The following is a 24467-nucleotide window of genomic DNA, read 5'->3' as shown; positions in this document are numbered from 1 at the left end:
GGTGGCCAGGGTGCGGGCCGCCTGATGATGAGGGCGAGCCCTTGAGCGTGACTCGACGCGGACTGCAGCGCGCCACCGGTGGGCTGCTTGCTCGCAAGATCGAGTTTTCTCCCAAGGATCTTGACGTGGCGTCACCAAGGGCTGAAGAGTGTCCCCCACATTCACCGACGCACAGGGGGCTATGCGGTTATGCGCAAAAACAGTTGGATATCCAGAGGGGGGCGGGTCGCGGTCACGGCGGTGGCTGCTGCCCTGCTCAGCCCGCTTCATCCGGCTGCGGCAGCTCCGGTGGCCGCTGAGTCACCAGTGGTGCAAGCACATGTGACCGGCCGCCAGGTGGAGTTGACGGACCGTCACACGGATTCCTCGCGGACGTTCGCCAACCCGGGACGGTACGTTCACCTATCAGTCGTATGTGCGGCCGCAGTGGGTGAAGCGCGGTAGCTCGTGGGTTGCGTTGGATGCGACGCTGAAGCGCAGTTCGGGTGGGTACTCGCCGGTGGCGAGCTCTTCGCCGCTGGTGCTGTCGGCGGGTGGTAGTGGTCCGTTGGCCACGATGACGGTGGACGGCAAGCAGCTCGCGTTGAGCTGGCCGGCGCCGCTGCCCGCGCCCGTCGTCGCAGGTGAGGTGGCGACGTACCCGAATGTGCTGCCCAGTGGTGTCGACCTTCAGGTGAGTGCCACGCAGGCCGGTGGGTTCCAGGAGGTTTTGGTCGTCAAGAACGCCGTCGCTGCGGCGGATCCGGGGCTGAGCGCGCTCACCCTCGCGATCAAGAGACCACGTACGTCACCAGCAGCCTGCCGACCTTCTCGGCCAACGCGACGGACCCCGACGGCGACCCCGTCCAGCTGAACTTCCAGGTGCTGAGCGGTTCGACCGTGGTGGCGTCTGGCACCTCGGCGTCCGTCAACTCCGGTACCCCGGCGAGCTGGACGCCTTCGACGGCGCTGGCGGACGGTGCGTACACCTGGAAGGTCCAGGCCACCGACGGGATGCTCACCGGTGCTTGGTCGGCCGCGCAGCCGGTGACCTTCTCCACCGCCCCGGCCACGCCGACCGTGACCGTTACCGGCTACCCCGCCAACACGTGGACCGCGCCGCAGAGCGGCTCGACCACCGTCACCTTCGCCGACAGTTCTGCCAGTGCAGCGAGTTACACCTACCAGCTGGACGGCGGCACCCCGGTGACGGTGACCGGTGCCGGCGTGCAGCTCACGCCCGCTCCGGGCTGGCACACGCTGGCGGTCTCCGCGAGCAGGGCCGGCGGGGCCGCCTCGTCGACCGCGAGCTACGGCTTCGGTGTCGGCGCGGGCGTGCTGACCGGTCCGGTAGACGGGTCGAGTGGTGACGGGACGGCGGTCGCGCTGACCGCGAGCTCGGCGCCGGGCCTGACCAGCGTCCGCTACCAGTACCGCACGGTCACCTCGGGCGCGTTCGCCGACCTCCCTGTGGGCACCGTGACGTCGGCCGGCTCGCCGATCAGCGCCTGGCCGCTGGCGACCAACCCCGACGGCTCAAGCCCCGCGCTGGTCTGGAACGCCTCTTTGAGCGTGCAGACCAACGGGCTGCTGCAGGTCCAGGCGGTCTTCACCGACGCCAACGGCCTCACCAGCACCTCCGCCCCGGCCGGCTACACCATGACCCGTCCGAGCCCGCCGGGCCTGCCCACCCAGCTCAATGCGACGGCGCTGAACGGCGGTGCGCAGGTCACCTGGGCGCCGCCCGCCACCGGCGCCGCCTACGTCACCGGCTACACCGTCACGGCCAGCAATGGCGGCTTCACCTTCGGCTCGCCCGTCACGGTGGCCGCCAATGCCCCGTTGACCGCCACGTTCGGCAATATGAGCAATGGCGCTTCCTACACGGTCACGGTGGTCGCCAACAGCCCCTACGGCACCAGCGCGCCCGTCAGCGTGACGGTCACCCCGTCCGCGAGCTGATCCCACCCGGCCAGACCGCGACGGCCCGGAGCGCAGCAGAGCTCCGGGCCGTCGCGCGTTCGCACACGGCGACCCGATCACCCAGACCTGTGGCCCGAGGGGAAGTCCACGGTCCCGGCGACGTCGTCCTCCGGCGCCGCACCCTGCTGTGGCATCCGGACAGGTTCCGCTGGCGACGTCCCGGCGTAGACGGGCCGTCCTTGCAGGATGCGCTGGACCAGGAAGGCGGCACCCAGGGTGACCAGACCGCCGACCGCGTCCAGGACGTAGTGCTGGGCCGCCGCGATGATGACCGTGAAGGTCGCCACCGGGTACAGGATGCCCAGGATCTTCACCCACTTGCGCTGAGCCAGGTGGGCGATCGCCAGGGCGCACCAGACCGCCCAGCCGATGTGCAGGGACGGCATCGCGGCGAACTCGTTCGTCATCGAGCCGGACAGGCCCGCCACTCCGCTGCAGGTCTGCTCGCCCCAGGTGTGGTGGACGCAGAACGTGTCGATGAACCGGGTCGGGTCGAGCAAGCGCGGTGGGGCGACGGCATAGAGGTAGAAGCCGATCAGGGCCACGCCGTTCATCGCGAACATCACGGTGCGGATCGCGCGGTAGCGGTCGGGGAACTTGATGTAGACCCAGATGAAGACCGCTATCGTGACGATGAAGTGGAGCGTCGCGTAGTAGTAGTAGTTCATCCCAACGATCAGCCAGTCGATCTTGGCGATCGTGTGGTTGAGCCAATGCTCGATGTCGATGTGGAGCGCGTGCTCCAGACTCAGGATGTCCCGGCCCCGGCGGTACGGGGCCTGGCCCCCGGTGCTCGCCGCGTTCTGCGTCACCCGGTAGCAGAAGTAGCCGATGCCGATGAGCGCGACCTCGATCCACAGGGTGGGGCGGTTCATCGGTCGCAGGCGGGCCGGCAGGATCGGGCCGATCTTCGATAATCCGCGTTTCGCGCTCGTTCCTGCGACGGTCGCTGCGCCGTTCGTCCCGTTCTCGGTGCCAGTGCCTCGTTTTGTGGACCCGGATTGTTGGTCAAGCTGTTGTGTCGTCGTCATGATCGCAAATGCTAGCCCCGATCAACTACGCGTCGTTGGTGGTCGATCGAGGTCACCTTCGCCGAGGCCTGCGACCTGCTGGCGCGACCTCCCCGCCATCCCCGCCATCCCCGCAACCGCCACCGGCAAGAAGGCCACCACCCTCCCGCGGGCTCGTCAATTAGAGCGTATACGCCCGATTCCTCTGAGTCGGAGCCGTCCTGCGAGTGGTTCAAATGGTACAAATCCTCACAAAGATGAGCTCCGATGGAGGATTCAATGAACCTCAAAAACCTGATGGTCACACTTGGTGTCGCCGCTCTCCTCGGCATCACCGGTGGCACACCCCATGTCGCGGCGGCGGTGGGGCCGCACGGCGACGGCCCGCATGCGCGCATCATCGGCGGCGGGAAAGTGGCACCAGGGGACTTTCCCGCCACCGTCTCAGCAGTGGCCAGTACCGTCTTCGACGGCACGTACTCCTGCAGTGGCGCTCTCATCTCCCCGCACTGGGTTGTGACGGCGGCCCACTGTATCGACGGGTTCTACGGTCTCGGTCCAGGTTGGACGGACGTCCACGTCGGATCGATCGACCGCGAGGACGGACAGAGCCGAAGGGTCGTCGAGATGTTCCAACACCCCCACTACCGTGGCGGCGAGAAGGGCGGGCCCTTCGATGTCGGCCTGCTCAAACTCGACCGCGATGTGGTGACCGTCGCCCCGGCCGTGATCGGCCCCGAGATCGCGGCATCCGCCGTTCCGTTCCCGGCCACGCTGACTGGATGGGGGCGGACGTGCAATCCGGCTGACGGTCGCCTCAACTGCCCTGATCTTCCCTTGGATCTAAAGTACTTGGACACTCAGGTGATCGAGCCGGTCCACTGCTCCGAACCGGGCAGGCACTTCGATGCCCATGTCGAGCTGTGCACCGAGAGCGAGCCGAACTCCTCACCCTGCGTGGGGGATTCGGGAGGCCCACTGTGGAAGCTGTTGGAGGATCGCCGCCTCCTTCTGATCGGAACCGTCAGCCGCGGGAGTGGGCCGGAATGCGGCTTCCGGGACACGATCATGAGCAATCTCACTTCTCCTGGCATCAGGACATGGATCAACGACGTCACCGGCGTCTAGAGCGCCAAGATCAACCACTCGTCGATCCCGCCCCACCCCACCCCACCCCGACCGCGACGGCCCGGAGCGCAAGCAGCGCTCCGGGCCGTCGCGCGTGCGCAGAGCTTCCGTGCGGGATGACTTGAGCGGGCCAGGTCAGGAACGGTGGGCCGACATTTTTCGCAAGATCGACTTTCTTCTCGCGGAGATTGACGAGATGTCAGCCGAGGCAGAAGAGTGTCCCCACATCCATCCACCACACAGGGGGTCATGCGGTTATGCGCAGAAACAGTTGGATATCCAGAGGGGGGCGGGTCGCCGTCACGGCGGTAGCCGCCGCCCTGCTCAGCCCGCTTCACCCGGCTGCGGCGGCTGCGGCAGCTCCGGCCGCCCCGACGGCTGCTGCCGTCGCCGACTCGCCGGTCGCGCAGGCTCGCGCGACCGGCCGTCAGGTGGAGTTGACGGACCGTCACACCGATTCCTCGCGGACGTTCGCCAACCCGAACGGCACATTCACCTACCAGTCCTACGTGCGGCCGCAGTGGGTGAAGCGTGGCAACTCCTGGGTCTCCCTTGATGCCACGCTGAAGCGCGGCTCGGACGGGTACTCGCCGGTGGCGAGCAGTTCGCCGCTGGTGCTGTCGGCGGGTGGTAGTGGTCCGCTGGCCACGATGACGGTGGATGGCAAGCAGCTCGCGCTGAGCTGGCCCACGCCGCTGCCCGCACCCGTCGTCGCAGGTGACGTGGCGACGTACCCGAATGTGCTGCCCAGCGGCGTGGACCTCCAGGTGAGCGCCACTCAGGACGGCGGCATCCAGGAGGTGCTGGTCGTCAAGAACGCCACCGCTGCGGCGGATCCGGCGTTGAGCGCGCTCACCCTCGCCACCAAGACCAGCCCCGGCCTCGCGGTGAGTGCCGACGCAAGTGGCAACGTGGCCGTGAAGGACGCCACGGGCCGCGCGCTGTTCAGCGCACCCACGCCGATGATGTGGGACTCCCGCAGCACCGGCACGGCCGTCAAGTCCGCTGCCACGAACACCGTTTCGGATGTCCACGGCCCCGGCGCCGGGGCGCGGGTGGCGCCCATTCGCACCACAGTCCACGGCTCGGACCTCGCGCTGGTGCCCGACCACGCCATGCTGGCCGACCCGGGCGCGAAGTACCCGATCTTCCTCGACCCGGCCGTCCACCCGGTGAGCACCGGCACGCAGGCCTACGCCCCGGTCCAGCAGGCCTTCCCGAGCACCACCCAGTACAACGCGGGCGGCAGCAGCTACGGCGTCGGCTACCAGGGCTTCCAGGCCCCGACCGGCATCGAGCGGGTCTTCTACCAGCTGGCCGTCCCCAGCTCCATCTACGGCGCGACCGTGCTCAACGCCCAGGTCGACGCCACCGAGGTCTTCGCCTCGGCCTGCTCCATCACCACGCAGGTGAACGCCTACTGGAGCGGCGCGATCAACTCCGGCACCGACTGGAACAACCAGCCCTCGCTGATCCAGCAGGAGAGCTCGAGCTTCTTCAACCTCGGCTGCGGATCCCCTGAAACCGGTGCCTTCGACTTCACCAGCCTGACCGCCAGCGCCGCCAGCGGCCACTGGGCGAACATGACCATCGGCCTGGTCAACGCGAGTGAGACCAACGACATCAACTTCGTCCGGTTCGCGACCAACCCGTCGCTGTCGATCACTTACGACAACGCGCCCGGCACCCCGGGCTCGCTCGGGGTCACCCCGAGCAACACCAGCAACGGGACCATGTACGTCACCAGCAGCCGGCCGACTTTCTCGGCCACCGCGACGGACCCCGACGGCGACCCCGTCCAGCTGAACTTCCAGGTCCTGAGCGGTACCACGGTGGTGGCCTCGGGCACCTCGTCTGTCAACTCCGGTACCCCGGCGACCTGGACGCCTTCGACGGCGCTGGCGGACGGTGCGTACACCTGGAAGGTCCAGGCCACCGACGGGACGCTCAGCAGCGGCTGGTCGGCTGCGCAGCCGGTGACGTTCTCCACCACGCCGGCCATTCCGACGGTGACCGTCTCGGGCTACCCCGCCAACACCTGGACCGCGGCGCAGAGCGGCTCGACCGCCGTCACCTTCGCCGACAGCTCTGTCAGTGTGGCGAGTTACACCTACCGGTTGGACGGCGGCACCCCGGTGACGGTGACCGGTAGCGGCTCCGGCGCCACCGTGCAGCTCACCTTCGCCGCCGGCTGGCACACCCTCGCGTACTCCGCGACCAGCACCGGCGGGTCGGTCTCGCCGACCGCGAGTTACGGCTTCGGTGTCGGCGCGGCTGCGCTGACCGGTCCGGTGGACGGGTCGAGCGGTGATGGCACGGCCGTCGCGCTCACCGCGACCTCGGCGCCGGGCCTGACCAGCGTCCGCTATCAGTACCGCCTCGGCACCTCGGGCGCGTTCACCGACCTGCCCGTGGCAAACGTGACGTCGGCCGGTACGCCGATCAGCGCCTGGCCGCTGGCGACCAACTCCGACGGCTCAAGCCCCGCACTCGTCTGGAACGCTGCCCTCAGCGTGCAGAGCAACGGGCTGCTGCAGGTCCAGGCGCTCTTCACCGACGCCAACGGGCTCACCAGCACCTCCGCCCCGGCCGGGTACACCATGACCCGCCCGAACGCGCCGAGTGTGCCCACCCAAGTCAACGTGACGCCGCTCAGCGGCGCGGCGAAGGTCACCTGGGCGCCGCCGGCCACCGGCGCCGCGTACGTCACCAGCTACACCGTCACGGCCAGCAATGGTGGCTTCACCTTCGGCACGCCCGCCACGGTGGCCGCCAATGCCCCGCTGACCGTCACGTTCGGCAACATGACCAACGGTGGGACCTACCCGATCACCGTGGTCGCCAACAGCCCCTACGGCAGCAGCCCTTCGGTCACTGTGACCGCCTACCCGACCGCCGGCTGATCCCACCCGGCCAGACCACGACGGCCCGGAGCGCAGCAGCGCTCCGGGCCGTCGTGCCTGTGCGGGGAGTGTCACGGGGAGGGCGACGCGCCCGGGCCGCTCGACGGGTTCTGCGCCGGCGCCGAGGGCAGCGAGATGGGGGGGAAGGTCCCGGCGGGCGTCCCGTCGAGAGCGCCACTCATCGCCGCCTGCCAGAACGGTCCGGCGACCTGGGCACCGAAGGCCTGGGAGATCCGGCTGCCGCCCAACTGCTGTCCCTGCAGCGGCTCCTGGTTGGCGGTGTCGCTGACCACCGTGGCGCCCACCAGCTCGGGGGTGTAGCCGATGAACCAGAGCTGCTTGCCGTCGTTGGTGGTACCGGTCTTGCCCGCGTCGTCACGGCCGCTCAGACCGATGCCGTTGGCGGTACCGCCGTCCTGCACCACGCCCTTGAGCATCGCGGTGATGGTGTCCGCGGTGGTCGGCGACATCACCTGCGAGCAACTGGCCGTCGGGATCGGCAGGTTCTTGCCGCCCGGGCCGGTCACCGAGGTGATCACGGCCGGCGTGCAGTAGGTGCCGTGCGCGGCGAACGTGGCGTATGCGGCGGCCATCTGCATGGGTGTGAGGCTGTTGACGCCCAGGGTCATCGACGGGACCACCTGCAGCGCGGTGCCGCCGGACTGCTGGGTGATGCCGAGCCTGTTGGCCATCTGCGTCGTGGCGCACAGGCCGACATCGCCCTCCAGGCTGGCGAAGTAGGTGTTGATGGAGGCCGCCAGCGCGGTCGGCATGTCGAAGGTGCCGTTCTCGCTCGGGCTGTCGTTGTGGACCGTGTCGTGCCCGAAGGTGCCGCCCTTGCAGTCCTTCATCTTGGGCCAGTCGATGCTGTACGGCGTCGTGTAGCTCTGCGCGGGCGTCATGCCGCCCTCCAACGCGGCGGCGGCCACGATCGCCTTGAAGGTCGAGCCGGTCGGGAACCCGAGGCCGCCGCCCATCGCCTTGTTGACGTTCAGGTTGATCGTGGTCTGGTTGTCGCCGACGCCGTACGGGCGGCTCTGGCCCATCGCGACGACCTTGCCGGTGCCCGGCTGCAGCATGGTCATCACGGCGGCGGGCTTGTCACTGGCGTTGGCGTTGCTGGTGAGCGACGCGTCCAGCGCCTGCTGGGCCTTGGGGTCGAGCGTGGTGTGGATCTGCAGGCCGCCGCGGTTCCACAGCGCCAGCCGCTCGGCGGAGCTGGCGCCGAACGCCGGGTCGCTGAGCACGACCTTCTTCACGTAGTCGCAGAAGAAGCCCTCGCCCTGCTTGGCCGTGATGCAGCCCTGCTGGGGCCGGCTGACGGACAGCGAGATCGGGGTGGCGATGGCCTGGTCGGCCTGGGCCTGGGTGATGTGCCCGTACTGGGCCATCTTCTTCAGGACGGTGTCGCGCTTCTCCTTGGCCGCCTGCGGGTGGAGGATCGGGTCCAGCGAGGTGGGGGACTGGACGAGACCGGCCAGCATGGCCGCCTGGGGCAGGGTCAGGTCCTTGGCGTGGACGCTGAAGTACCGCTCGGAGGCTGCCTCGATGCCGTACGCCTGCTCACCGAAGAAGGTGATGTTGAGGTAGTTGGTGAGGATCTGGTCCTTGGTCAGCGTCTGCTCGACGTCGATCGCGTACCGCATCTCCTGGATCTTGCGGCCCATCGTCTGCCGCTGCGCCACCTGGACGGCGGCGGTGTCGTCGCCGGCCTCGTCCACGAAGACGTTCTTCACGTACTGCTGGGTCAGGGTCGAGGCACCCTGTGCGGTACCGCCGGAAGACGAGTCCTTGTTCAGGGCCCGCGCGACGCCCTTGAGGTCGATCGCGCCGTGCTGGTAGAAGCGGTTGTCCTCGATGTCCACCTGAGCGGTCTTCATGATCGGGGCTATCTGATCACTCGGCACGACGGTGCGGTCGCGGTCGTACGCGGTGGCTATCAGGTTGTTCGACGCGTCGTAGATCGAGGACGCCTGCGAGAGCGGCAGAACCTTGAAGTTGTCCGGCAGACTGTCGAAACTGTCGGCCGCGGCCTTTGCGCTGAGGCCCAGGCTCCCGACGAACGGAAGAGCGACACCGGCCAGCACTACACCGGCCGTTCCGCTCACAAGGAGGAAACGTGCACCCAGGAGGGTCTTGCCCACCGGGCCAGAGTTGGTGGAGGAATTCTTCGACGCCATGCCCTCGACCCTATGAGCCCAACCCTCACGAAAGGTCCCGATGTTCCGGCTCCCGTGTAACAACCAGGCTACAAAATGCCCACGGCCAGCACGTTACCGCTGCTGAGCCGCGCGGTTCGTGTACGGTCCTTGCGCCCGCCGGGCGGTGACCACCGGTTAGCCGACGTCAGCCCCGGTCGGCCGCCGCAGCCGCCGGCGCGACCCGCGCCACTGCCCTCTGCCCTCTGCCCTCTGCCCTCCGTCGCCGACCGCCTGATGGGGGCTCTGGTATGTCATATGGTACTGGCCATGACGGAAAGAGAAGCGGGACCAGCCGGTTGCTTTTCGGTCGATACGCGGCTCCAGCAGGTCGGTGAGCTCTTCGCGAGCTACCCGGGCTCCTGGTGGATCGCCGGCGGGTGGGCGGTGGACCTGCACGTCGGACGAGTGCGGCGAGCCCACGCGGATGTGGACGTGTTGGTGCTGGCGCGGGAGTTGGAGCAGTTTTCGGACGCCTTCGCCGACCGTGGCCTGGTGGTCACCGACCGGCGCACCGGCGAGCGGCGGCCGTGGGCATATCCGCAGGAGGTGGAGCCCGGCCGGGAGACCCTCGGCCTGGCGGACGGGCCGCCTGGACTCGAGGTCCTGGTGGGCGCGGCGGAGGGGGCGGACTGGGTGTTCCACCGGGGTCGGCGCAGTCGGCGTCCGCTGGCCGAGCTCACCCGCCGGGGGCCCGGCGGGCTGCCGTACCTTTCACCCCGAGGTGGTGCTGCTGTTCAAGGCCCGGGATGGCCGGGACAAGGACGAACTGGACTTCCGCGCCCTGGCTCCGCTGCTCACCGCTGACCAACGCGCTTGGCTGGCACCCCGGTTGAGCCGTCCGGGCGACGAGCCGCATCGCTGGGCGGCGGAACTCGTCGTCCAGTAGGGTCGGTTGCTGCCGCAGTTCGATGCGTGCCGGTACGCACGCGAAAGGACAGTCGCCTCGTGCGAGGCGACTGTCCTGATGGGACGCCGGTTGCGTTACGGCGAGGTGAGGATGTCGAGCTTGTTCGTGGCGTCGTCCACGAAGTAGACGGCTCGGTCCTCGGGCCTGGTGTCGTGGTCCTGGGGGCGGACGGCGAGGCCGAAGAGTGCGCCGGCGCCCGGCGGGGTGCCGGAGGCGTCGAGCTGGCGTACCTCGACCTGGTCGCCGTGCGGGGAGGTCTCCACGAGGTTGCCGTCGCCCGCGTTGACCGTGAGGATGTCGCCGCCGGGGGCCACCACCAGGCCGAGCGGCCCGTTCAGGTTCCCGTCGCAGCTGACGGTCCGTCCGGTGCCGGCCGAGTCGCGACGCTTCAGCGCGTCGGGGATCGCGGCGATCCGGTTGCCGGCCGAGTCGGCGACGTAGAGCGTCCCCTTGGGGGAGAGGCCGACTCCGGTCGGCCCGACCACCAGGGCGACGGGGTCGGTGCGCTCACCGAATCCCGAGCCGATCTCCGTGCTGGACACCAGGCGCGGCGGCTGGTCGTCCCGCTCCTGCTGCAGGGTGAGCCGCAGCACGGTGCCCTCGTTCACGGTCGCACCGCCGCCGGCGACCGTGTCGTTGAGCACGTTGGTGACGAAGAGGTCGCTGCGCCGCCCGTCGCTCACCGACGTCATGTCCCACGGCCCGTTGATGCCGTTGCCGGCCAGCGTCTCGCGCACGGTGCCGTGGCTGTCGAGCACCAGCAGGCAGCCGGCCTGCGCGGTGTCGGACATCCCGTCCGTGGTCGGCAGGCTGCCGACCACCACCCAGCCGCCGGGCAGGATGGTGAGCGCGGTGGTCAGTCCGACGCCGCCGGGGCACGGGCCGGGCAGCTTCGTCGGGTCGATCTGGGCGAACTGCTGCACGTCGCCGGTCGGGCTGATCTGCACCAGCGTGGTGCCGGTGCCCTGCAGGTTCCCGGCATTGTTGAAGTTGCTGACCAGGACGTGACCCCGGTGCAGCTCACCGATGCTCTGCGGGACCGCCACGGTGCCGTAGGGGTTCTGATCACCGTTGCCGGGGATCGTCGACGCGATCGTCGACACCGTGTGCAGGGGGCCCGTGAACGTATCGCGGGCGTCGGCGGTGGGGGCCGCGACGGCTGCCGCCGCGGATCCGAGCAACAGGGACGCGGCTGCTGCCAGCCCTGTTTTCACGCGTGCTCTCACGTACTGTCTCCTCGTCTGGAACGCCTACCGGGACCGAACGGACCCCGACACCGCCCGCAGCCACTGGTCACCAGTCACCAGTCACCAGCCGCCGGCCACGGCCTGGTTCGTCACGGGCAGTACTCATTCGAACCGGGTGGCCACGGAACCGCCACCCTTCGTAGGCCGATCAGCACGTGGTGTAGTCGACCCGCTCGCGGGCGTCAGCATCAGCAGTCGAGCGGGCCGCTGAGCGCCCCGACGGTCAGCGGGGCTCGGTGGAGCGGTAGACGAAGCCGGCCAGCGGCGCCCGGACGGCCCAGCCGAGCGACTCGTACAGCGCCCGACCCTCGATGCTGGCGCCGAGCACGCCGAGGGTGGCGCCCTGGGCGAGCGCGGTGTTGGCGAGGCTGCGCATCACGACGGTGCCCAGGCCCCGGCGCTGGTGGTCCGGCTCGGTGACGATCTGGTCGATCACGGCGGCCGCGCCGACCGTGGCGACCTGGCCGCGGGCGGCGGCGGACCCGTCGGCCGCCGTCACGCGCACCCGGGTGACGCCGCGACTGGTGTCCGCCGTGAGGGTGTAGCCGACGGGGGCGCGGGTGGCTCCGGGGCGGAGGTCGGTGCTCATCAGGAAGACGGGCTCGCTGGGCGTCCAGTCGGGGCTCAACCAGCCGCCGAGCGTCTCCGGTGGGACGAACGCCTTGATCCAGGTGCCCGGCGTGCTGACCGACCCGGCGAGTGCGCGGACGGTGCTCTCGTCGGCGGTCGGAAGTACGTGCCGGGTCACGTGGTTCGGCAGTCCGACCTCGATCCGCAGCCCCCATGGCTCCTCGACGGGCGCCGGGGTCCCCCGCGAGACGGACCATCCGGCCACCCAGGCGCGCGCCAGTTCTGCCACCATGCCGACCCCTCGTACCGAGACCGTGTAATAGATCCTATCTGCTATCACACCTTACATGTTGAGATGGCATTCAACAGGCGCGCGCCCCCGATGTTCAAGCCCCACCGCCGAGGTCGGACCCCCGCCGTCAGGCCGCCGACTTCCCGGTCGGGACGGTCCAGCGGGCGGGCGTCCCCGAGCAGCTGCCGGCGGTCAGCGTGCCGCCGGAGGCCCGGAAGCACTTCTTGCCGGTCTGGATGTCCGAGATGGTCCCGCTGGGATTGGCCGACCACTGCTGGGTCGGCCCGCCGGTGCACGGCTTGAGCAGCAGATTGCTGCCGGACATGTCGGCGCACAGCCCGTTGCGCTGCAGGAAGGTGCCGTCGAAGCTGAACCGCTGCTCGGCTGCCCCGGAACAGGCGGCCATCGCCAACCGGACGCCGCTGCTCGCGCTGTTGTGCGGGTCGTCGATGCAGGTGGCCGTCGAGGCGTTCTTGTACGGACCGACGGTGATGGTCGGCGTGGCGCCGCCGTAGCAGCCGCCGGTCGCCGTGTTGAAGATCGGGGTGGAGTCGTACGGCTCGCCGGCCGGCGGGTCGATGACCACCGGTTCCATCGAGGGGGTGTTGTCCGCGGTGTAGTTGGTCAGCGCGTTCTCGCACTCGATGGCCTTCATCGGGCTGCCGCCCTTGCCGCCGAGCCAGAGGTCGAAGTGTGCGAGCTTCGGCCCGCCGTTGGGGCCCTTGCCGCTCCAGTCGGCGCTGCACTCGTCGCAGCCGTCCTCCATCACGAAGTACTTGCGCACCCGGGGGACCCAGATCCTGGTGCCCGGCGCGATCTCGGCCTTGGAGCTGGCGAAGGTGATCGGGTCGGCGTAGGTGCCGGTGCCGCCGGCGGTGCTGTGCAGCGTGGGGTAGGAGATGGCGCCGCCCGGTGGCGTGTTGTCCCACCAGCCGTAGAAGGTCAGGAAGGTCTGCTGGGTCGCGGCGGCCGGGCGCGCGGCGGGGCGGGCGGACGAGCGGGCGGAGGAATGGGGGTCGGGGCCGGCCGAGGCGCTGGGCGCTCCGGCCAGCAGGGCGGCGACGGTCATGATCAGGGCGGTGCAGGCGGTGGCGACGGTCGTCGTCAGCGTGCCTCTGCGCATGGATGGGCCTCCAAGTCGTCGGGTGTCCAGGCTGGCCAACTGCCTTGACGTAGCAGCGTCGTGGCCATGAGGGGTGCGCGTCAATAGTTGTTAGGAAGTTTTCCTAACAGATCTTTCGGGCGCGCCGCCATTCAGCGCAATCGCTGCGCACCCCTGGTCCCTGCTGGCAGGATCGGACCTTCGTGGGTAGGCAACGGAGAGGAGTCCGGACGTGGCTGTGAGCGATGCCCCGACAGTGCGGCCAGGCAGTGACCGGGCCGCCGCCGAATGCTGGCTGCTGCTGGGTACCGGGCTGAACGGGAACCGGATCATCGGCGAACTCACCGCCGCCTTCGAGCAGGCCCTGCCCGGTCGCTACGCCGTCCGGCGTACGGACGAACTGCTGCTCGGCATCGAGGGCGGCCGCCTGACGCTGCGTGATCTCGACGGCTGCCCGCTGGCCGCGCCGGCCGTCGCCTACGCCCGGATGTCGACCCCGCGGCTCAGCACCGACCGCGAAATGACGCTGCTGCGCCACCTGGTGGCGCTGGGCACGGTGCTGCTCAACCCGATGGACGCGGTGCTGGCCTGCGTGAACAAGTTCTGGCAGCTGCAGCAGCTGGCCATGGCGGGCCTGCCCGTCCCCGACACCCGCAGCTACGCCGACGCCGTGCTGACCGACGTGATCCGCGCCGGGGTGCCCGAGCCGTGCGTGGTGAAGTCGGTGCGCGGTCAGCGCGGCCGGCAGGTCTTCCTGGCGCCCGACGCCGGGATGCTGCTGGATGTCCACGGCAGTCTCAGCGAGGAGTCGCCCTACCTGTTCCAGCGTTACGTGTCGTACTCGCACGGCCGCGACCTGCGGGTGGTGGTGGTCGACGGCCGGGCGGTCAGCGCCCAGGTCCGCTCGGCCGCCGACGGCGGGCTCAAGTCGAATGTCGCGCTCGGCGGGACGTCCGTGCTCTGCCCGGGCCTGCACCCCGACGGCGAGGCGCTGGCCGTGCGGGCCGCCGAGGCGCTGGGGCTGGCGGTGGCCGGGGTGGACCTGCTCTTCGAGGCGGACGGCGGCTTCACGGTCTGCGAGGTCAACGCCAACGTCGGCTGGCGCGAGCACATGAGTGAGGTCAGCCCGGCCATCGTGGCCGCCTGCGCGGCCAGGTTGAGCGCCGGCGCGTAACCGGTCGCCAGGCCGCTGGACCGCTCGGCGGCCAGGCGGTGTCGTACCAACCAGCGCTGAGGAGAACGTCGGCCTTGGAGGCTTCACCCGCGCGAGGGCTGTTCCTCGGTCCGCTGCGCCGACGCAACTACCGGCTCTTCGCGATCGGCCAGGCGGCCTCGAACACCGGTACCTGGATGCAGAAGATGGCGCAGGACTGGCTCGTCCTGCGGCTGTCGGACGGCGACGGCACAGTGCTCGGCATCACCACCGCCCTGCAGCTGCTGCCGCTGCTGCTGCTCGGCGCGTGCGGGGGAGTGCTCGCCGACCGCTTCCCCAAGCGTCGGCTGCTGCTGATGACCCAGGCGGTCCTCGCGGTGCTCGCGCTGGTCCCGGCGCTGCTGGCGGCGACCGGCACCGCCACCCTGGGCGCCGTCTACGCGCTCTCCCTCGTGCTGGGCCTGACCATGGTGGTCGACAAGCCGACCTTGCAGGCCTTCATCGCCGAGGCGGTCGAACCGACCGACCTACAGAACGCGCTGGCCCTGAACAGCACCGTGCTCAACCTCGCCCGGATGGTCGGCCCCGCGCTGGCCGGTCCGATCATCAGCGTCTTCGGCGTCGGTCCTGCCTTCGTCCTCAACTCCCTCTCGTACGTGGTGGTGCTGGCCACCCTGCTGCGGATGGACACCCGCGAGCTGCGCCCGACCCCGGTCGTCGCGCGTGCCAAAGGGCAGGTGCGGGCGGGGCTGCGGCATGTGCGCAACCGTCCCGACCTCGGCCTGACGCTGGTGCTGGTGGGCTTTGTCGCCGGATTCGGGATGAACTTCCAGATCACCACGGCGCTGATGGTCACCAAGGTCTTCCACAGCCGGGCCGCCGCGTTCGGACTCGGCTCCGCCGCGCTCGCCGTCGGCGCCGTGGCCGGTTCGCTGCTCGCCGCCCAGGCTCGCCGCTGCGGGTGGCGGCGGTTGGTGGGCGCGGGGCTGGCGTTCGGCGTGCTGGAGGCGGTGACGGGTCTGATGCCCGACTTCTCGACGTTCGTCCTGATGCTGGTGCCGACCGGAACGCTGCTGCTGGTCTTCATGACGGCTGCCAAGGCCCGGCTCCAACTCGCCGTCGCCCCCGAGATGCGCGGCCGGGTGATAGGCCTCTACATGCTCGCCTCGCTGGGGACCACCCCGCTGGCGGCGCCGTGCGTCGGCTGGATCTCGCAGACGGCCGGCCCGCGGGCCGGGCTGGTGCTCGGTGGCGTCGTGTCGGCGCTCGCCGCGCTGGTGGTGGGCCTGCTGCTCGGCCGCCGGGCGGCGGCCGAGCCCACGACGCTCCCGGGTCAGCTGGTGCCGGCGGACGCCGAGCGGCTGACCGGTGCGGCGGCGAGGAGTCAGGACGGCTGACGGTCCATGAGCGGGGTCGCGTACGGGGTCGCGTGCGGAGCTGCATGAGGCATCGTGAGAGGCATTGCGAGAGAGCTCCCTTCTGCTGAGAGCGCACTCTCGTCGCGAGTGGGCTTCTGCGTCGGCTGTGGGGTGAAGCGGACCGGCAGCAAGAGCGGCCCGTGGATGATCCCCGCCGGGATCCAGGCCACCTCTCCCTCGGGGTCGGTCAGGGCCAGGTCGGGCAGCCGGCGCAGCAGGGTGCCCAGCGCGATGACCCCCTCCAGCCGGGCGAGCGGAGCGCCGATGCAGTGGTGGATGCCGTGCCCGAACGAGAGGTGGCGGGCCGCCGGGCGGGTGACGTCCAGCGGCTGCTGCCCGGTTCCGCCCTCGACGTCGTGGCCCACCGAGGTCAGCGAGATCACCACGACGTCGCCGGTGCGGATGTCGGCGCCGCCGAGCGTCAGGTCGCCGGACGCGAAGCGCAGCGGCGTGGTGTCCACGGGCGCGTCATGGCGCAGGAACTCCTCCACCGCGCCCGCCAGCAGCGCCGGGTCCCGGCGCAGCAGTTCGGCCTGCTCGGGCTCGCGCAGCAGCCGCAGCGCCGCGTTGGCCAGCAGGTTGGCTGTGGTGTCGTGTCCGGCCACCACCAACAGCACGGCGGTGCCCAGCAGTTCCTCCTCGGAGAGCCGGCCGTCCACCTCGTCGTGCACCGCGACCAGCGCCGACAGCAGGTCCTCGCCGGGGTTGCGGCGCTTGTCGGCCAGCAGCTCGGCCAGGTAGCGGTTGAGGTTGGTCGCCCCCTCGCGCTGCTTCTCCGGCGGGTTGCCGAGGGCCTGCTGCGACCAGTGCCGGAACTGGTCGCGGTGCTCCTCCGGGACGCCGAGCAGCTCGGAGATCACCGTCATCGGCAGCGGACCGGTGAAGCTCTCCACCAGGTCGGTGCTGCCCAAGGGCGCTATGCCGTCGAGCAGTTCGTCGGTGATCTGCTGGATCCGCGGGCCCAGGGCGGCCATCCGCCGGGCACTGAACGCGCCGGCGACGAGCTTGCGCAGCCGGGTGTGGTGCGGCGGGTCGGCGGTCAGCATGTTGCCGCCCAGGCCGACGCCGGTGCGGTTGCGGGTGTAGCCGACGGCGTCCAGGTGGGCCTGCGCGGGTTCCGGGTCCTTGCCGAGCAGCGGGTGGGTGAAAGCCTCGCGGGCCAGGTCGTGCGAGACCACCAGCCAGCCGCTCAGGCCGCTGGGCATCCGCACCCGGTGGATCGGCCCCGCCTCGCGCAACCGCGCGTACTCGGCGTGGGCGTCGGCTTTGAACGACGGGGAGCCGATCAGCACAGGCTGGTGGGCAGCTGTCGAGCCGTCAGGCACGGTCACACCTCCGGGGTCACGGCCGCCCGCCCCGGGCCCCGTCGGCACGGTCGGCGCACGACCGACACCGAACGTACTGCAACGATGCACGACGCAACAGGGAGATCCTCCTGTCTCTGACGTCACGTCATGCAAGCTCACTTTCATGTCGCATCATGCGAGTCGGGTCGCATCGTGCTGGGTCAGGTCGCGTTGCGTCAGGTCGGTTTGCGTCAGGTCGGGTTGCGTTGCGTCATGGCGTTGCCACGTCGGCCCGGGCGGGTGAGCCGAAGCGGGCCAGGTAGTGCCAGACCTTCTTGAGCGCCTGCTGGTCGTAGCGGCCGGTGCGCGCCGCGTCGCCGATGATCCGCGGGTCGATCAGGCCGGCCACCGCGATCTCGGCGCCCAGTTCCACGTACTGCGGGCCGCGGAAGTCCGGGTGACGTCGCAGCCGGTCGACGGTCAGCACCAGCCCCGGGTGCCACTCCAGCGGGCAGCGCAGCCGGCGGGCCGCGTCCTCCACCGCCGTGCCGCGGTAGGCCGGGTCGAGGACCAGCGCCTCGATGTCGCGGTCGAGCACGACCGGTCCGTGCACCTGCGCCTCGATGTAGTCGTCGAGGGCGTCCTGCTGGTCGGCCTCGGCCAGGGCGATCAGCGGCATGGCGGTCGCGACACCGAAGTCGGTGGGCTCGCGGAAGCTGTCCGGGTAGCAGAACGTGCTGCGCGCGAGCGCCTCGGCGGTGAGCCGGAAGTGCGCGGACCCGAACCGCGGGGCCGCGCCGAGCGGTTGGCGGCGGAAGTCCAGCGCACCGTAGACCGGTCGCAGGTGGGCGGGAGCGCGGTCGTACGCGCCGTCGAAGAGCCGGCTCTCCCAGAGCCAGCGCTCGCCGCCGGGGTGGGCGGTCAGGCCGCCGTTACTGGTGCCGGTGGTGAACTGCGAGCGGTAGACGCCGTCCTCGGCCATCGCCCGTAGGATCGGCCGCTCTCCCACCAGTCGGTCCGGGTGGAAGTTGAGCGTGATCCGCAGCCCGCCGTCCACCGGCGCCCCGCTGGACAGCGAGGCGACATGGCGCAGGGCGTGATCGTGGGGGGAGTCGGCGGCGTCGGCGGAGGCTGCGTTCATCGGCGAAGTCTGCCGCAGGCCGGGCCCGCCGCGCAGCGGGTTTTTCTGACAACATCACCGGCTGGGAGCGTTGCGGGCTGGGTGCATCACTGGCTGGGACCAGCGCCGGCGAAGCGGAACAGCAGCAGGGGGAGTCACGCCATGAATGACCGGAGCGCGATCGTTGCCGCACGCCCACCCGAGCTGCTGGTGCGGCTGCTGCGGCCGCAGGACGGCGAAGCCCTCGCGGCGCTGCTCGACGCGAGCCGTCTCCATCTGCGGGAGTCGCTGCCGACCACGGAGGCGGACTACTTCACCGCGGAGGGGCAGCGGCGGCGGATCGTCCGGGCGCTGGCCGAGCACGAGGCCGGCCGGGTGTGGCCGGGCGTCATCGTGCACGACGGCGCGGTGGTCGGCCGGATCTCGCTGAACAGCATCACGCTGGGCGCGCTGCGGTCGGCGTTCGTCAGCTACTGGCTGGGAGCGGACCACCTACGCCGGGGATTGGCCACCCGGGCCGTGGGACTGCTGCTGGAGCACGCCTTCGACTCCCTGCTGCTGCACCGGGTGGACGCCTTCACCCGGCCGGCCAACGAGGCCTCGCGCAGAGTCCTGGAGCGCAACGGCTTCGAGCAGGTCGGCCTGGCCCGCCGACACACCCATGTCGGCGGCCGCTGGCACGACGAGCTGCTGCTCCAGAAGCTGGCGCCGTGGGACGACGGCGTCACGCTGCATCCGTAGCGAGACGTTGGGGATCCCGGCCGCTGGTGCTGGTGCTGGTGCTGGTGCTGGTGCCGGCACTGATGCTGCTGGGTGAGGCGGCGTCGGGTGGCGGTGGCGGCGCGGTGGGCGTCCGAAAAGTCGTAAATCGGCTACTTTGGGCGCCATGTCTTCCAACCACCCCGAACGCCGGACGACCGCGTGGCGGGTGCTGAGCACCCCGAAGATCTGGGCGTTCCCCGCCGTGCTGATCAGCCTGGTGGTGCTGCTGCTCGCGCTGGTGTACATGGGCGGGATCCTCAACCCGAACGGCAATCTGCGCCGGCTGCCGATCGGACTGGTCAACGCCGACCAGGGCGTCGTGGTGGCCGGGCAGCGGACCGATCTGGGGGCGCGGACCACCGCTGGCATCGCCGCCGTCTCGCAGCACCAGATCTCCTGGCGCAGCCTGGACGAGGCCGCCGCGATGGACGAGTTGACGTCCGGCAAGCTCTACGGGGTGCTCCGGGTGGACGCCGGCTTCACCCAGGCCGTCCTCGCGCTCGGCACCTCGGGGATGCCGAAACCGGCGCGCCCGACGATGACGGTGCTCACCAACCCCGGCGCGGGCAGCCTGGCCTCCTCGCTCGCCAGCTCGATCTCCCAAGCCGCCGCGCACGCCGCCTCGTTGCAGATCGGCGGACAGCTGACCGCGGCCCTGCCGCAGGGCGGCGCCGCCGCGAGCAACGCCGAACGGCTCCAACTGGCCGACCCGGTAACGGTGGTGGTCGCCGTCGGCCACCCGATCGGAGCCCACAGCGGTCTGGGTCTGACCGCCTTCTACTACGCGCTGCTGCTGGTGCTGGCGGGCTTCCTGGGCGCCACCGTGATCGGCAACTCCGTTGACGTGGCGCTCGGTTACGCGGCGAGCGAGCTCGGGCCGTGGCGCCGCCAGCGGCCCACCGTGCCGATCAGCCGGACCCAGACGCTCGCCATCACGATGGTCATGTCGGTCGGGATCGCGGTGCTGACCTCCAGCCTGATCATGCTCGGCTGCGTCGCGATCCTCGGTATGGACGCCTCGCACCTGCCGTTGCTCTGGATCTTCTCCGTCTGCGCCTCGGCCGCGGTCGGACTCGGTGCGCAGGCGCTGCTCGCCGCGTTCGGCGGGATCGGGCAGCTGATCGCCATGTTCGTCTTCATCGCCCTCGCGCTGCCCTCGTCCGGGGCGACCGTCCCGCTACAGGCGTTGCCGACCTTCTACCGGGTGCTGTCCGAGTTCGAGCCGATGCGCCAACTCGCTGGTGGTGTAAGGGCGATCCTCTACTTTGACGCGCGGGCCGACGCCGGTCTGACCCGTGCCTGGGTCATGATCGCGGTGGGGGTGGCGGTCGCGCTGGTCTTCGGCTTCGCGATGACCACCTACTACGACCGCAAGGGCCTGCACCGCATCGTGCCCGAGCACGCACCGGAGCCCGAGCCCAACCCCGAGCCGACCGACTGAGCCGACCGACTGGTCCAACTGACTGAGCCGACCGACTGGTCCGACCGACTGGCCCGACCGACTGGCCCGACCGACCGGGCCGACCGACTGGCCCGACCGACTGGCCCGACCGACTGGGCCGCCGCTACTTCGGCGGCGGGCCGGGAGCACGGTGGCGGACGGCGTGCGCGACCAGGTCGCGGACCGCCCCGGCGGGCGGGGTGCTCGGGCCGAGCCAGATCGCGCGCAGCACCCGGGTCAGGTCGAGCCCAGCTACCGGGACCTGGTGCAGGCGACGACTGGTCAGGTCGTCGGCGACGGCCAGCTCGCTGAGCACGGCCGGCCCGGCGCCGGCCAGCACGGCGGCGCGGACGGCCGCGGTCGTCGACAGCGCCATCACCGGCGGCCCCTGGACGGCCTCGGGCCCGAGCGCCGCGTTCAGGGCCGCCGCCAGGACGTCCCGGGTGCCCGAACCGTGCTCGCGGCTGACCAGTGGGGTCCGGTTGAGTTCCTCGGCGGTGACCGGTCGCCGCCGGCGCGCCCAGGGGTGGTCGTGACGCACCACCAGGGTGAGGACGTCGTGCGCCACCACCCGGCTGCGGACGTCGCGCGGGGTGCTCGGACCTTCGACGAAGCCCAGGTCCGCCTGGCCATGGCGGACCTGGTCGATCACGGTGTCGCTGTTCGCCGCGATCAGCACCACCTCGGCCGCCGGCTGCCCGCTGCGCTGCGCGGCCGCCTGCAGCGACACCAGCCAGCCGGGCAGCAGGTGCTCGGCGATGGTGAGGCTGGCGCTGACCCGCAGCCGGGTGCGCCGGTCCTGGCGCAGCGCGGCGAGCCCGAGCTCGACCTCGGCGGCGACGTCAAGCAGGCGCGAGGCCCATTCCGCCGCGACCACACCCGCGGGCGTCAGGGTTGAGCCCTGCGGTGTGCGCAGCACCAGCGGCACGCCGGTCTGCGCCTCGACCGAGGTGATCCGCGCCGACACCGCCTGCTGGGTGACGCCCAGCTCGCGCGCGGCGGCGTTCAGGCTGCCGCTGCGCGCGACGGCGAGCAGCACCTCCAGGGCGCGCAACTCGGGCATCCGTGGGCTCAGGACCATGCACCCACCCTAACCTGCGGTGACAAGGCCGCCTTGTACCCCTGCAAGGAGGTGGGCACTACTGCGGAGCGTCGCACCCGAGCAGCATGAAATTCATGACTAGCATGCTGCCGGTGACCACCCCCCGTGACACTCCGGAAGGCCCCGAGCCCACCGGGTCCGCAAGGCCGTCCGGGCCTGCCAAGCCGTCCGGGTCCGCTCTGCCCTCCGGGTCTGTCCTGCCCTCCGGGTCCGCTGACACCCCTGTGCACGCGCTGGCGCGCTGGGGCCTGCTGCGCGACCTCGACCACCCGCGCCAGCTGCTGTCGAACATCACCCCGAACTGGTACGCCTCGGTGATGGGCACTGGCATCGTCGCCGTCGCGGGCGCCTCGCTGCCCCAGCAGGTCCCCGGACTGCGGGTGGCGGCGACGGTGATGTGGGGTCTGGCCGCGTTCCTGCTGGTCGCGCTCAGCGTCGTCACCGTCCTGCACTGGGCACGCCACCGCAAGACCGCCCGCGGACACGCGCTCGACCCGGTGATGGCCAACTTCTACGGCGCCCCGCCGATGGCGATGCTCACCGTCGGCGCCGGCACGCTGCTGCTGGGCCGGGACGTGATCGGCCTGCGCGCGGCGGTTGACGTGGACTGGGCGCTCTGGCTGGTCGGCACGGCGGCCGGTCTGGTCTGCGCGGCGGCCGTCCCGTACCTGGCCTTCACCCGGCACGACCTCCGCCCGGACAGCGCCTTCGGCGGCTGGCTGATGCCGGTGGTGCCACCGATGGTGTCCGCTTCCACCGGGGCGCTGCTGCTCCCCTTCGTCCCCGCGGGCCAGACCCGGCTGTCGATGCTGCTCTGCTGCTACGCGATGTTCGGCCTCAGCCTGCTGGCCTCGATCATTGTCATTACGCTGATCTGGTACCGGCTGGCCATCCACAAGACCGGACCGGTGCGCATGGTGCCGACGCTGTGGATCGTGCTGGGCCCGCTCGGCCAGTCGATCACCGCCGCCAACCTGCTGGGCGGCGTCGCGCACCTGGCGCTGCCCGCGCCCTACTCGACCGCGCTGCAGGCCTTCGGCATCGTCTACGGCGTCCCGGCCTGGGGCTTCGCGTTCCTGTGGGCCTGCCTGGCCGGTGCCGTCACCCTGCGCGCGGTGCGGGCGGGCCTGCCGTTCTCGCTGACCTGGTGGTCGTTCACCTTCCCGGTCGGCACCTGCGTCACCGGCACCACCGGCATCGCTCTGCACTCCGGTTCGGACCTGTTCAGGGCCGCCGCCGGGCTGCTCTACGTGGCGCTGGTCCTGGCCTGGCTCCTGGTCGCCGTCCGGACGGCCAAGGGCAGCCTGCGCGGACAGCTCTTCCTGCCCGCCGGAGTCCCGGCCCGCTGAGCACCCGTCACGTTCACGGGTGGTGGTGCGAGGGGGACGGGGACGGGCTGCTGTCGAAGCTCGGGCTCGGGCTCGGGGTGTGGTGGTGCTGGTGGTGCTCGTGTCCGTGCCCGTGCGGGTGTTCAGTGCTGCCGCCGTCGCTCCATGCGCTGGACTGCGCGCGCCGCTGTAGGTCGTCCTGCTCCGGCAGCCAGTCGAGCCTCCCCGGACGTCCGGGGGGCTGCCCCGATCCGGCCGACCGCCGTCCGGCCCGTACGGCCAGCACGATGCTCAGCACGACGACGCCGGGCACCCCGACGAAGACCAGGGCGAAGAACCCCACGAAGAGCAGACCCATGTCGTTTCCTTCTTCCCCCCGCACCAGACCCGACCGGGCCCGGTGACCGCTCGGCCGACACCGTACTCGACGGGGCGGACGCCCCGCTCGCCAGTCAGGTGCGGGCACCCGGCCAGTCGAGGATGAGCTGCTGGCGGCGCGGGAGTTGGGCGACGATCAGGTCGTAGGAGTCCTCGATCATCTCCCGGAGCAGCCGCTGCGGAACCGAGCCGTCGATGGTCACCGTGTTCCAGTGCCGCTTGTTGAGGTGCCACCCGCCAGTGATCGCCGGATACTGCGCCCGCAGCCGCACGGCCACCTCAGGGTCGCACTTCAGGCTCACCCGCAGCGGCACACCGTCCAGCGCGCTGAGCGCGAAGATCTTCCCGCCGACCTTGAACACCGAGGTCTCCGGATTGAACGGGAAGGTCTCCTCGGCCCCGTTGAGTTCCAGGCAGGCGGCTTTGAGCGCATCGGGCGTCATGATCAGCGTCATGGTGGACAGTCTGCCGGGGTGTGGTGCTGCGCAACTGGATTGGGGTGGTGGTCGTCTGGATGGGGGACGGGTGGGTTGTCTGGTGGGTGGGAGTACTTGTGTCGAAGCCGCTGCTGTTCCTTGATGTCGACGGGGTGCTCAACCCGGCTGATCCGCGTCCGGCGGCGGACTTCGATGTGCATACGCTCTGCGGGTTCAGGGTCCTGCTGTCGCGTCGACACGGGGAGTGGCTACGGGAGTTGGCGGAGGTGTACGAGCTCTGCTGGGCCACCACGTGGGAGGAGGACGCCAATGTTCACATCGCGCCGGTGCTGGGATTGCCGGTGCTGCCGGTGGTCCGGTTTGCCGGGTATCGGCGGCAGCCGGGGGATCCTCGGGTCCGGTTGATGGAGTTGTTCTCCGGGGCCAAGTGGGTGCCGTTGCTGCGGTATGCGGACGGGCGGCCGTTTGCGTGGGTCGACGATGTCATGCCGTTTCGGCTGGTGCGTAACTCGCTGGTGCGGCGGGATCGGCTGCTGATGGCGATCGATGGCGGGCAGGGGCTCGAACGGCACCACGTGGAACGGCTGTTGGCGAAACCGCCGCGGCGTGGACGGGTGCGGGAGCTGGCAGGACGGGGGCGAGGCGGGTCGGGGAACCGTCCGTGAGGGTGTGGGTGAACGTCGCGGCCAACGCCGCGGCGGGCCGTGACACCGATGGCTG

At 70.6% G+C, this 24467-nt stretch carries 22 protein-coding genes; 10 read left to right on the top strand and 12 right to left on the bottom strand.

What is annotated here, in order from left to right:
* Nucleotides 1–405: 405 nt before the first annotated feature.
* Both P3T34_RS05130 and P3T34_RS05125 read right to left on the bottom strand, forming a co-directional pair.
* The gene (locus P3T34_RS05130; RefSeq protein ID WP_280664781.1) at nucleotides 406–573 is read right to left on the bottom strand and encodes a hypothetical protein; all 168 of its coding nucleotides are present in this window, start codon (nucleotides 571–573) and stop codon (nucleotides 406–408) included.
* Nucleotides 574–770: 197 nt separating this feature from the next.
* Nucleotides 771–1001 (bottom strand): hypothetical protein, encoded by a 231-nt coding sequence (locus P3T34_RS05125; protein WP_280664780.1) that lies wholly within the window; start codon nucleotides 999–1001, stop codon nucleotides 771–773.
* On the opposite strand from P3T34_RS05125, the gene P3T34_RS05120 reads away from it, so the two are divergent.
* A complete protein-coding gene (locus tag P3T34_RS05120) occupies nucleotides 994–1941 on the top strand; it encodes a fibronectin type III domain-containing protein (protein WP_280664779.1) in 948 nt (315 codons plus the stop codon). The genes P3T34_RS05125 and P3T34_RS05120 overlap by 8 nt on opposite strands.
* 77 nt (nucleotides 1942–2018) lie before the next feature.
* Here P3T34_RS05120 and P3T34_RS05115 read toward each other — a convergent pair whose 3' ends face one another.
* A complete protein-coding gene (locus P3T34_RS05115; RefSeq protein WP_280664778.1) occupies nucleotides 2019–2837 on the bottom strand; it encodes a phosphatase PAP2 family protein in 819 nt (272 codons plus the stop codon).
* A 414-nt stretch (nucleotides 2838–3251) separates the two neighbouring features.
* Here P3T34_RS05115 and P3T34_RS05110 point away from each other — a divergent pair, with 414 nt between their 5' ends.
* Nucleotides 3252–4100 (top strand): serine protease, encoded by an 849-nt coding sequence (locus tag P3T34_RS05110; RefSeq protein WP_280664777.1) that lies wholly within the window; start codon nucleotides 3252–3254, stop codon nucleotides 4098–4100.
* Between the two features lie 257 nt (nucleotides 4101–4357).
* Nucleotides 4358–7003, top strand: coding sequence for a hypothetical protein (locus tag P3T34_RS05105; protein ID WP_280664776.1), 2646 nt, complete (start codon nucleotides 4358–4360; stop codon nucleotides 7001–7003).
* A gap of 71 nt (nucleotides 7004–7074) precedes the next feature.
* Here P3T34_RS05105 and P3T34_RS05100 read toward each other — a convergent pair whose 3' ends face one another.
* Nucleotides 7075–9183, bottom strand: a complete 2109-nt coding sequence (locus P3T34_RS05100) for a transglycosylase domain-containing protein (protein ID WP_280664775.1) — start codon at nucleotides 9181–9183, stop codon at nucleotides 7075–7077.
* A 742-nt stretch (nucleotides 9184–9925) separates the two neighbouring features.
* Here P3T34_RS05100 and P3T34_RS05095 point away from each other — a divergent pair.
* Nucleotides 9926–10090, top strand: coding sequence for a hypothetical protein (locus P3T34_RS05095; RefSeq protein ID WP_280664774.1), 165 nt, complete (start codon nucleotides 9926–9928; stop codon nucleotides 10088–10090).
* 95 nt (nucleotides 10091–10185) lie between these two features.
* Here the strand turns inward: P3T34_RS05095 and P3T34_RS05090 are convergent, their stop codons facing one another.
* The 3 genes from P3T34_RS05090 to P3T34_RS05080 all read right to left on the bottom strand — a co-directional run bounded on the left by P3T34_RS05090 (nucleotide 10186) and on the right by P3T34_RS05080 (nucleotide 13343).
* Nucleotides 10186–11337 carry a hypothetical protein gene (locus P3T34_RS05090; protein ID WP_280664773.1) on the bottom strand — a complete coding sequence of 384 codons (1152 nt, stop codon included), beginning with the start codon at nucleotides 11335–11337 and terminating at the stop codon, nucleotides 10186–10188.
* A gap of 244 nt (nucleotides 11338–11581) precedes the next feature.
* The gene (locus P3T34_RS05085) at nucleotides 11582–12220 is read right to left on the bottom strand and encodes a GNAT family N-acetyltransferase (RefSeq protein WP_280664772.1); all 639 of its coding nucleotides are present in this window, start codon (nucleotides 12218–12220) and stop codon (nucleotides 11582–11584) included.
* Nucleotides 12221–12347: 127 nt separating this feature from the next.
* The gene (locus P3T34_RS05080) at nucleotides 12348–13343 is read right to left on the bottom strand and encodes an RICIN domain-containing protein (RefSeq protein ID WP_280664771.1); all 996 of its coding nucleotides are present in this window, start codon (nucleotides 13341–13343) and stop codon (nucleotides 12348–12350) included.
* A gap of 211 nt (nucleotides 13344–13554) precedes the next feature.
* Between P3T34_RS05080 and P3T34_RS05075 the strand changes: the two genes are divergently transcribed.
* Together P3T34_RS05075 and P3T34_RS05070 are read left to right on the top strand one after the other, a co-directional pair.
* Nucleotides 13555–14496 carry a RimK family alpha-L-glutamate ligase gene (locus P3T34_RS05075; protein WP_280664770.1) on the top strand — a complete coding sequence of 314 codons (942 nt, stop codon included), beginning with the start codon at nucleotides 13555–13557 and terminating at the stop codon, nucleotides 14494–14496.
* A gap of 74 nt (nucleotides 14497–14570) precedes the next feature.
* Nucleotides 14571–15872, top strand: a complete 1302-nt coding sequence (locus P3T34_RS05070) for an MFS transporter (RefSeq protein ID WP_280664769.1) — start codon at nucleotides 14571–14573, stop codon at nucleotides 15870–15872.
* On the opposite strand, the gene P3T34_RS05065 is transcribed toward P3T34_RS05070, so the two are convergent.
* Nucleotides 15860–17218, bottom strand: a complete 1359-nt coding sequence (locus tag P3T34_RS05065) for a cytochrome P450 (protein WP_280664768.1) — start codon at nucleotides 17216–17218, stop codon at nucleotides 15860–15862. The two genes, P3T34_RS05070 and P3T34_RS05065, sit on opposite strands and share 13 nt — an antisense overlap.
* A 232-nt stretch (nucleotides 17219–17450) precedes the next feature.
* Entirely contained in the window at nucleotides 17451–18320 is an 870-nt protein-coding gene (locus P3T34_RS05060) for a DUF3626 domain-containing protein (RefSeq protein WP_280664767.1), read from the bottom strand.
* 141 nt (nucleotides 18321–18461) lie between these two features.
* Between P3T34_RS05060 and P3T34_RS05055 the strand changes: the two genes are divergently transcribed.
* Together P3T34_RS05055 and P3T34_RS05050 are read left to right on the top strand one after the other, a co-directional pair.
* A complete protein-coding gene (locus tag P3T34_RS05055; protein ID WP_280664766.1) occupies nucleotides 18462–19040 on the top strand; it encodes a GNAT family protein in 579 nt (192 codons plus the stop codon).
* Between the two features lie 145 nt (nucleotides 19041–19185).
* Entirely contained in the window at nucleotides 19186–20502 is a 1317-nt protein-coding gene (locus P3T34_RS05050; protein ID WP_280664765.1) for a DUF3533 domain-containing protein, read from the top strand.
* 124 nt (nucleotides 20503–20626) lie between these two features.
* Here P3T34_RS05050 and P3T34_RS05045 read toward each other — a convergent pair whose 3' ends face one another.
* On the bottom strand, nucleotides 20627–21583 hold the full coding sequence (locus P3T34_RS05045) for a LysR family transcriptional regulator (RefSeq protein WP_280664764.1): 957 nt from the start codon (nucleotides 21581–21583) through the stop codon (nucleotides 20627–20629).
* 113 nt (nucleotides 21584–21696) lie between these two features.
* Between P3T34_RS05045 and P3T34_RS05040 the strand changes: the two genes are divergently transcribed.
* Complete coding sequence (locus P3T34_RS05040; protein WP_280664763.1) at nucleotides 21697–22953, top strand: TDT family transporter; 1257 nt, start codon at nucleotides 21697–21699, stop codon at nucleotides 22951–22953.
* A gap of 13 nt (nucleotides 22954–22966) precedes the next feature.
* On the opposite strand, the gene P3T34_RS05035 is transcribed toward P3T34_RS05040, so the two are convergent.
* Both P3T34_RS05035 and P3T34_RS05030 read right to left on the bottom strand, forming a co-directional pair.
* On the bottom strand, nucleotides 22967–23290 hold the full coding sequence (locus P3T34_RS05035) for a hypothetical protein (protein ID WP_280664762.1): 324 nt from the start codon (nucleotides 23288–23290) through the stop codon (nucleotides 22967–22969).
* A 94-nt stretch (nucleotides 23291–23384) separates the two neighbouring features.
* Nucleotides 23385–23753 (bottom strand): MmcQ/YjbR family DNA-binding protein, encoded by a 369-nt coding sequence (locus tag P3T34_RS05030; RefSeq protein WP_280671832.1) that lies wholly within the window; start codon nucleotides 23751–23753, stop codon nucleotides 23385–23387.
* A 32-nt stretch (nucleotides 23754–23785) separates the two neighbouring features.
* On the opposite strand from P3T34_RS05030, the gene P3T34_RS05025 reads away from it, so the two are divergent.
* Nucleotides 23786–24412: an HAD domain-containing protein gene (locus P3T34_RS05025; RefSeq protein ID WP_280664761.1), complete on the top strand. Its 627-nt coding sequence runs from the start codon at nucleotides 23786–23788 to the stop codon at nucleotides 24410–24412.
* Nucleotides 24413–24467: the final 55 nt, after the last annotated feature.

The organism is Kitasatospora sp. MAP12-44 (assembly GCF_029892095.1).
Classification (GTDB): Bacteria; Actinomycetota; Actinomycetes; order Streptomycetales; family Streptomycetaceae; genus Kitasatospora.
This window is presented reverse-complemented; position numbering and strand designations above follow the sequence as displayed.

Excerpts from the sequence above, each read along its gene's own strand:
- P3T34_RS05060 (WP_280664767.1), bottom strand. The coding sequence starts at position 18,320 with ATGAACGCAGCCTCCGCCGACGCCGCCGACTCCCCCCACGATCACGCC.
- P3T34_RS05035 (WP_280664762.1), bottom strand. The coding sequence starts at position 23,290 with ATGGGTCTGCTCTTCGTGGGGTTCTTCGCCCTGGTCTTCGTCGGGGTG.
- P3T34_RS05045 (WP_280664764.1), bottom strand. The coding sequence starts at position 21,583 with ATGGTCCTGAGCCCACGGATGCCCGAGTTGCGCGCCCTGGAGGTGCTG.
- P3T34_RS05100 (WP_280664775.1), bottom strand. The coding sequence starts at position 9,183 with ATGGCGTCGAAGAATTCCTCCACCAACTCTGGCCCGGTGGGCAAGACC.
- P3T34_RS05055 (WP_280664766.1), top strand. The coding sequence starts at position 18,462 with ATGAATGACCGGAGCGCGATCGTTGCCGCACGCCCACCCGAGCTGCTG.
- P3T34_RS05115 (WP_280664778.1), bottom strand. The coding sequence starts at position 2,837 with ATGAACCGCCCCACCCTGTGGATCGAGGTCGCGCTCATCGGCATCGGC.
- P3T34_RS05105 (WP_280664776.1), top strand. The coding sequence starts at position 4,358 with ATGCGCAGAAACAGTTGGATATCCAGAGGGGGGCGGGTCGCCGTCACG.
- P3T34_RS05030 (WP_280671832.1), bottom strand. The coding sequence starts at position 23,753 with ATGACGCCCGATGCGCTCAAAGCCGCCTGCCTGGAACTCAACGGGGCC.
- P3T34_RS05110 (WP_280664777.1), top strand. The coding sequence starts at position 3,252 with ATGAACCTCAAAAACCTGATGGTCACACTTGGTGTCGCCGCTCTCCTC.
- P3T34_RS05120 (WP_280664779.1), top strand. The coding sequence starts at position 994 with ATGCTCACCGGTGCTTGGTCGGCCGCGCAGCCGGTGACCTTCTCCACC.
- P3T34_RS05080 (WP_280664771.1), bottom strand. The coding sequence starts at position 13,343 with ATGCGCAGAGGCACGCTGACGACGACCGTCGCCACCGCCTGCACCGCC.
- P3T34_RS05050 (WP_280664765.1), top strand. The coding sequence starts at position 19,186 with ATGTCTTCCAACCACCCCGAACGCCGGACGACCGCGTGGCGGGTGCTG.
- P3T34_RS05085 (WP_280664772.1), bottom strand. The coding sequence starts at position 12,220 with ATGGTGGCAGAACTGGCGCGCGCCTGGGTGGCCGGATGGTCCGTCTCG.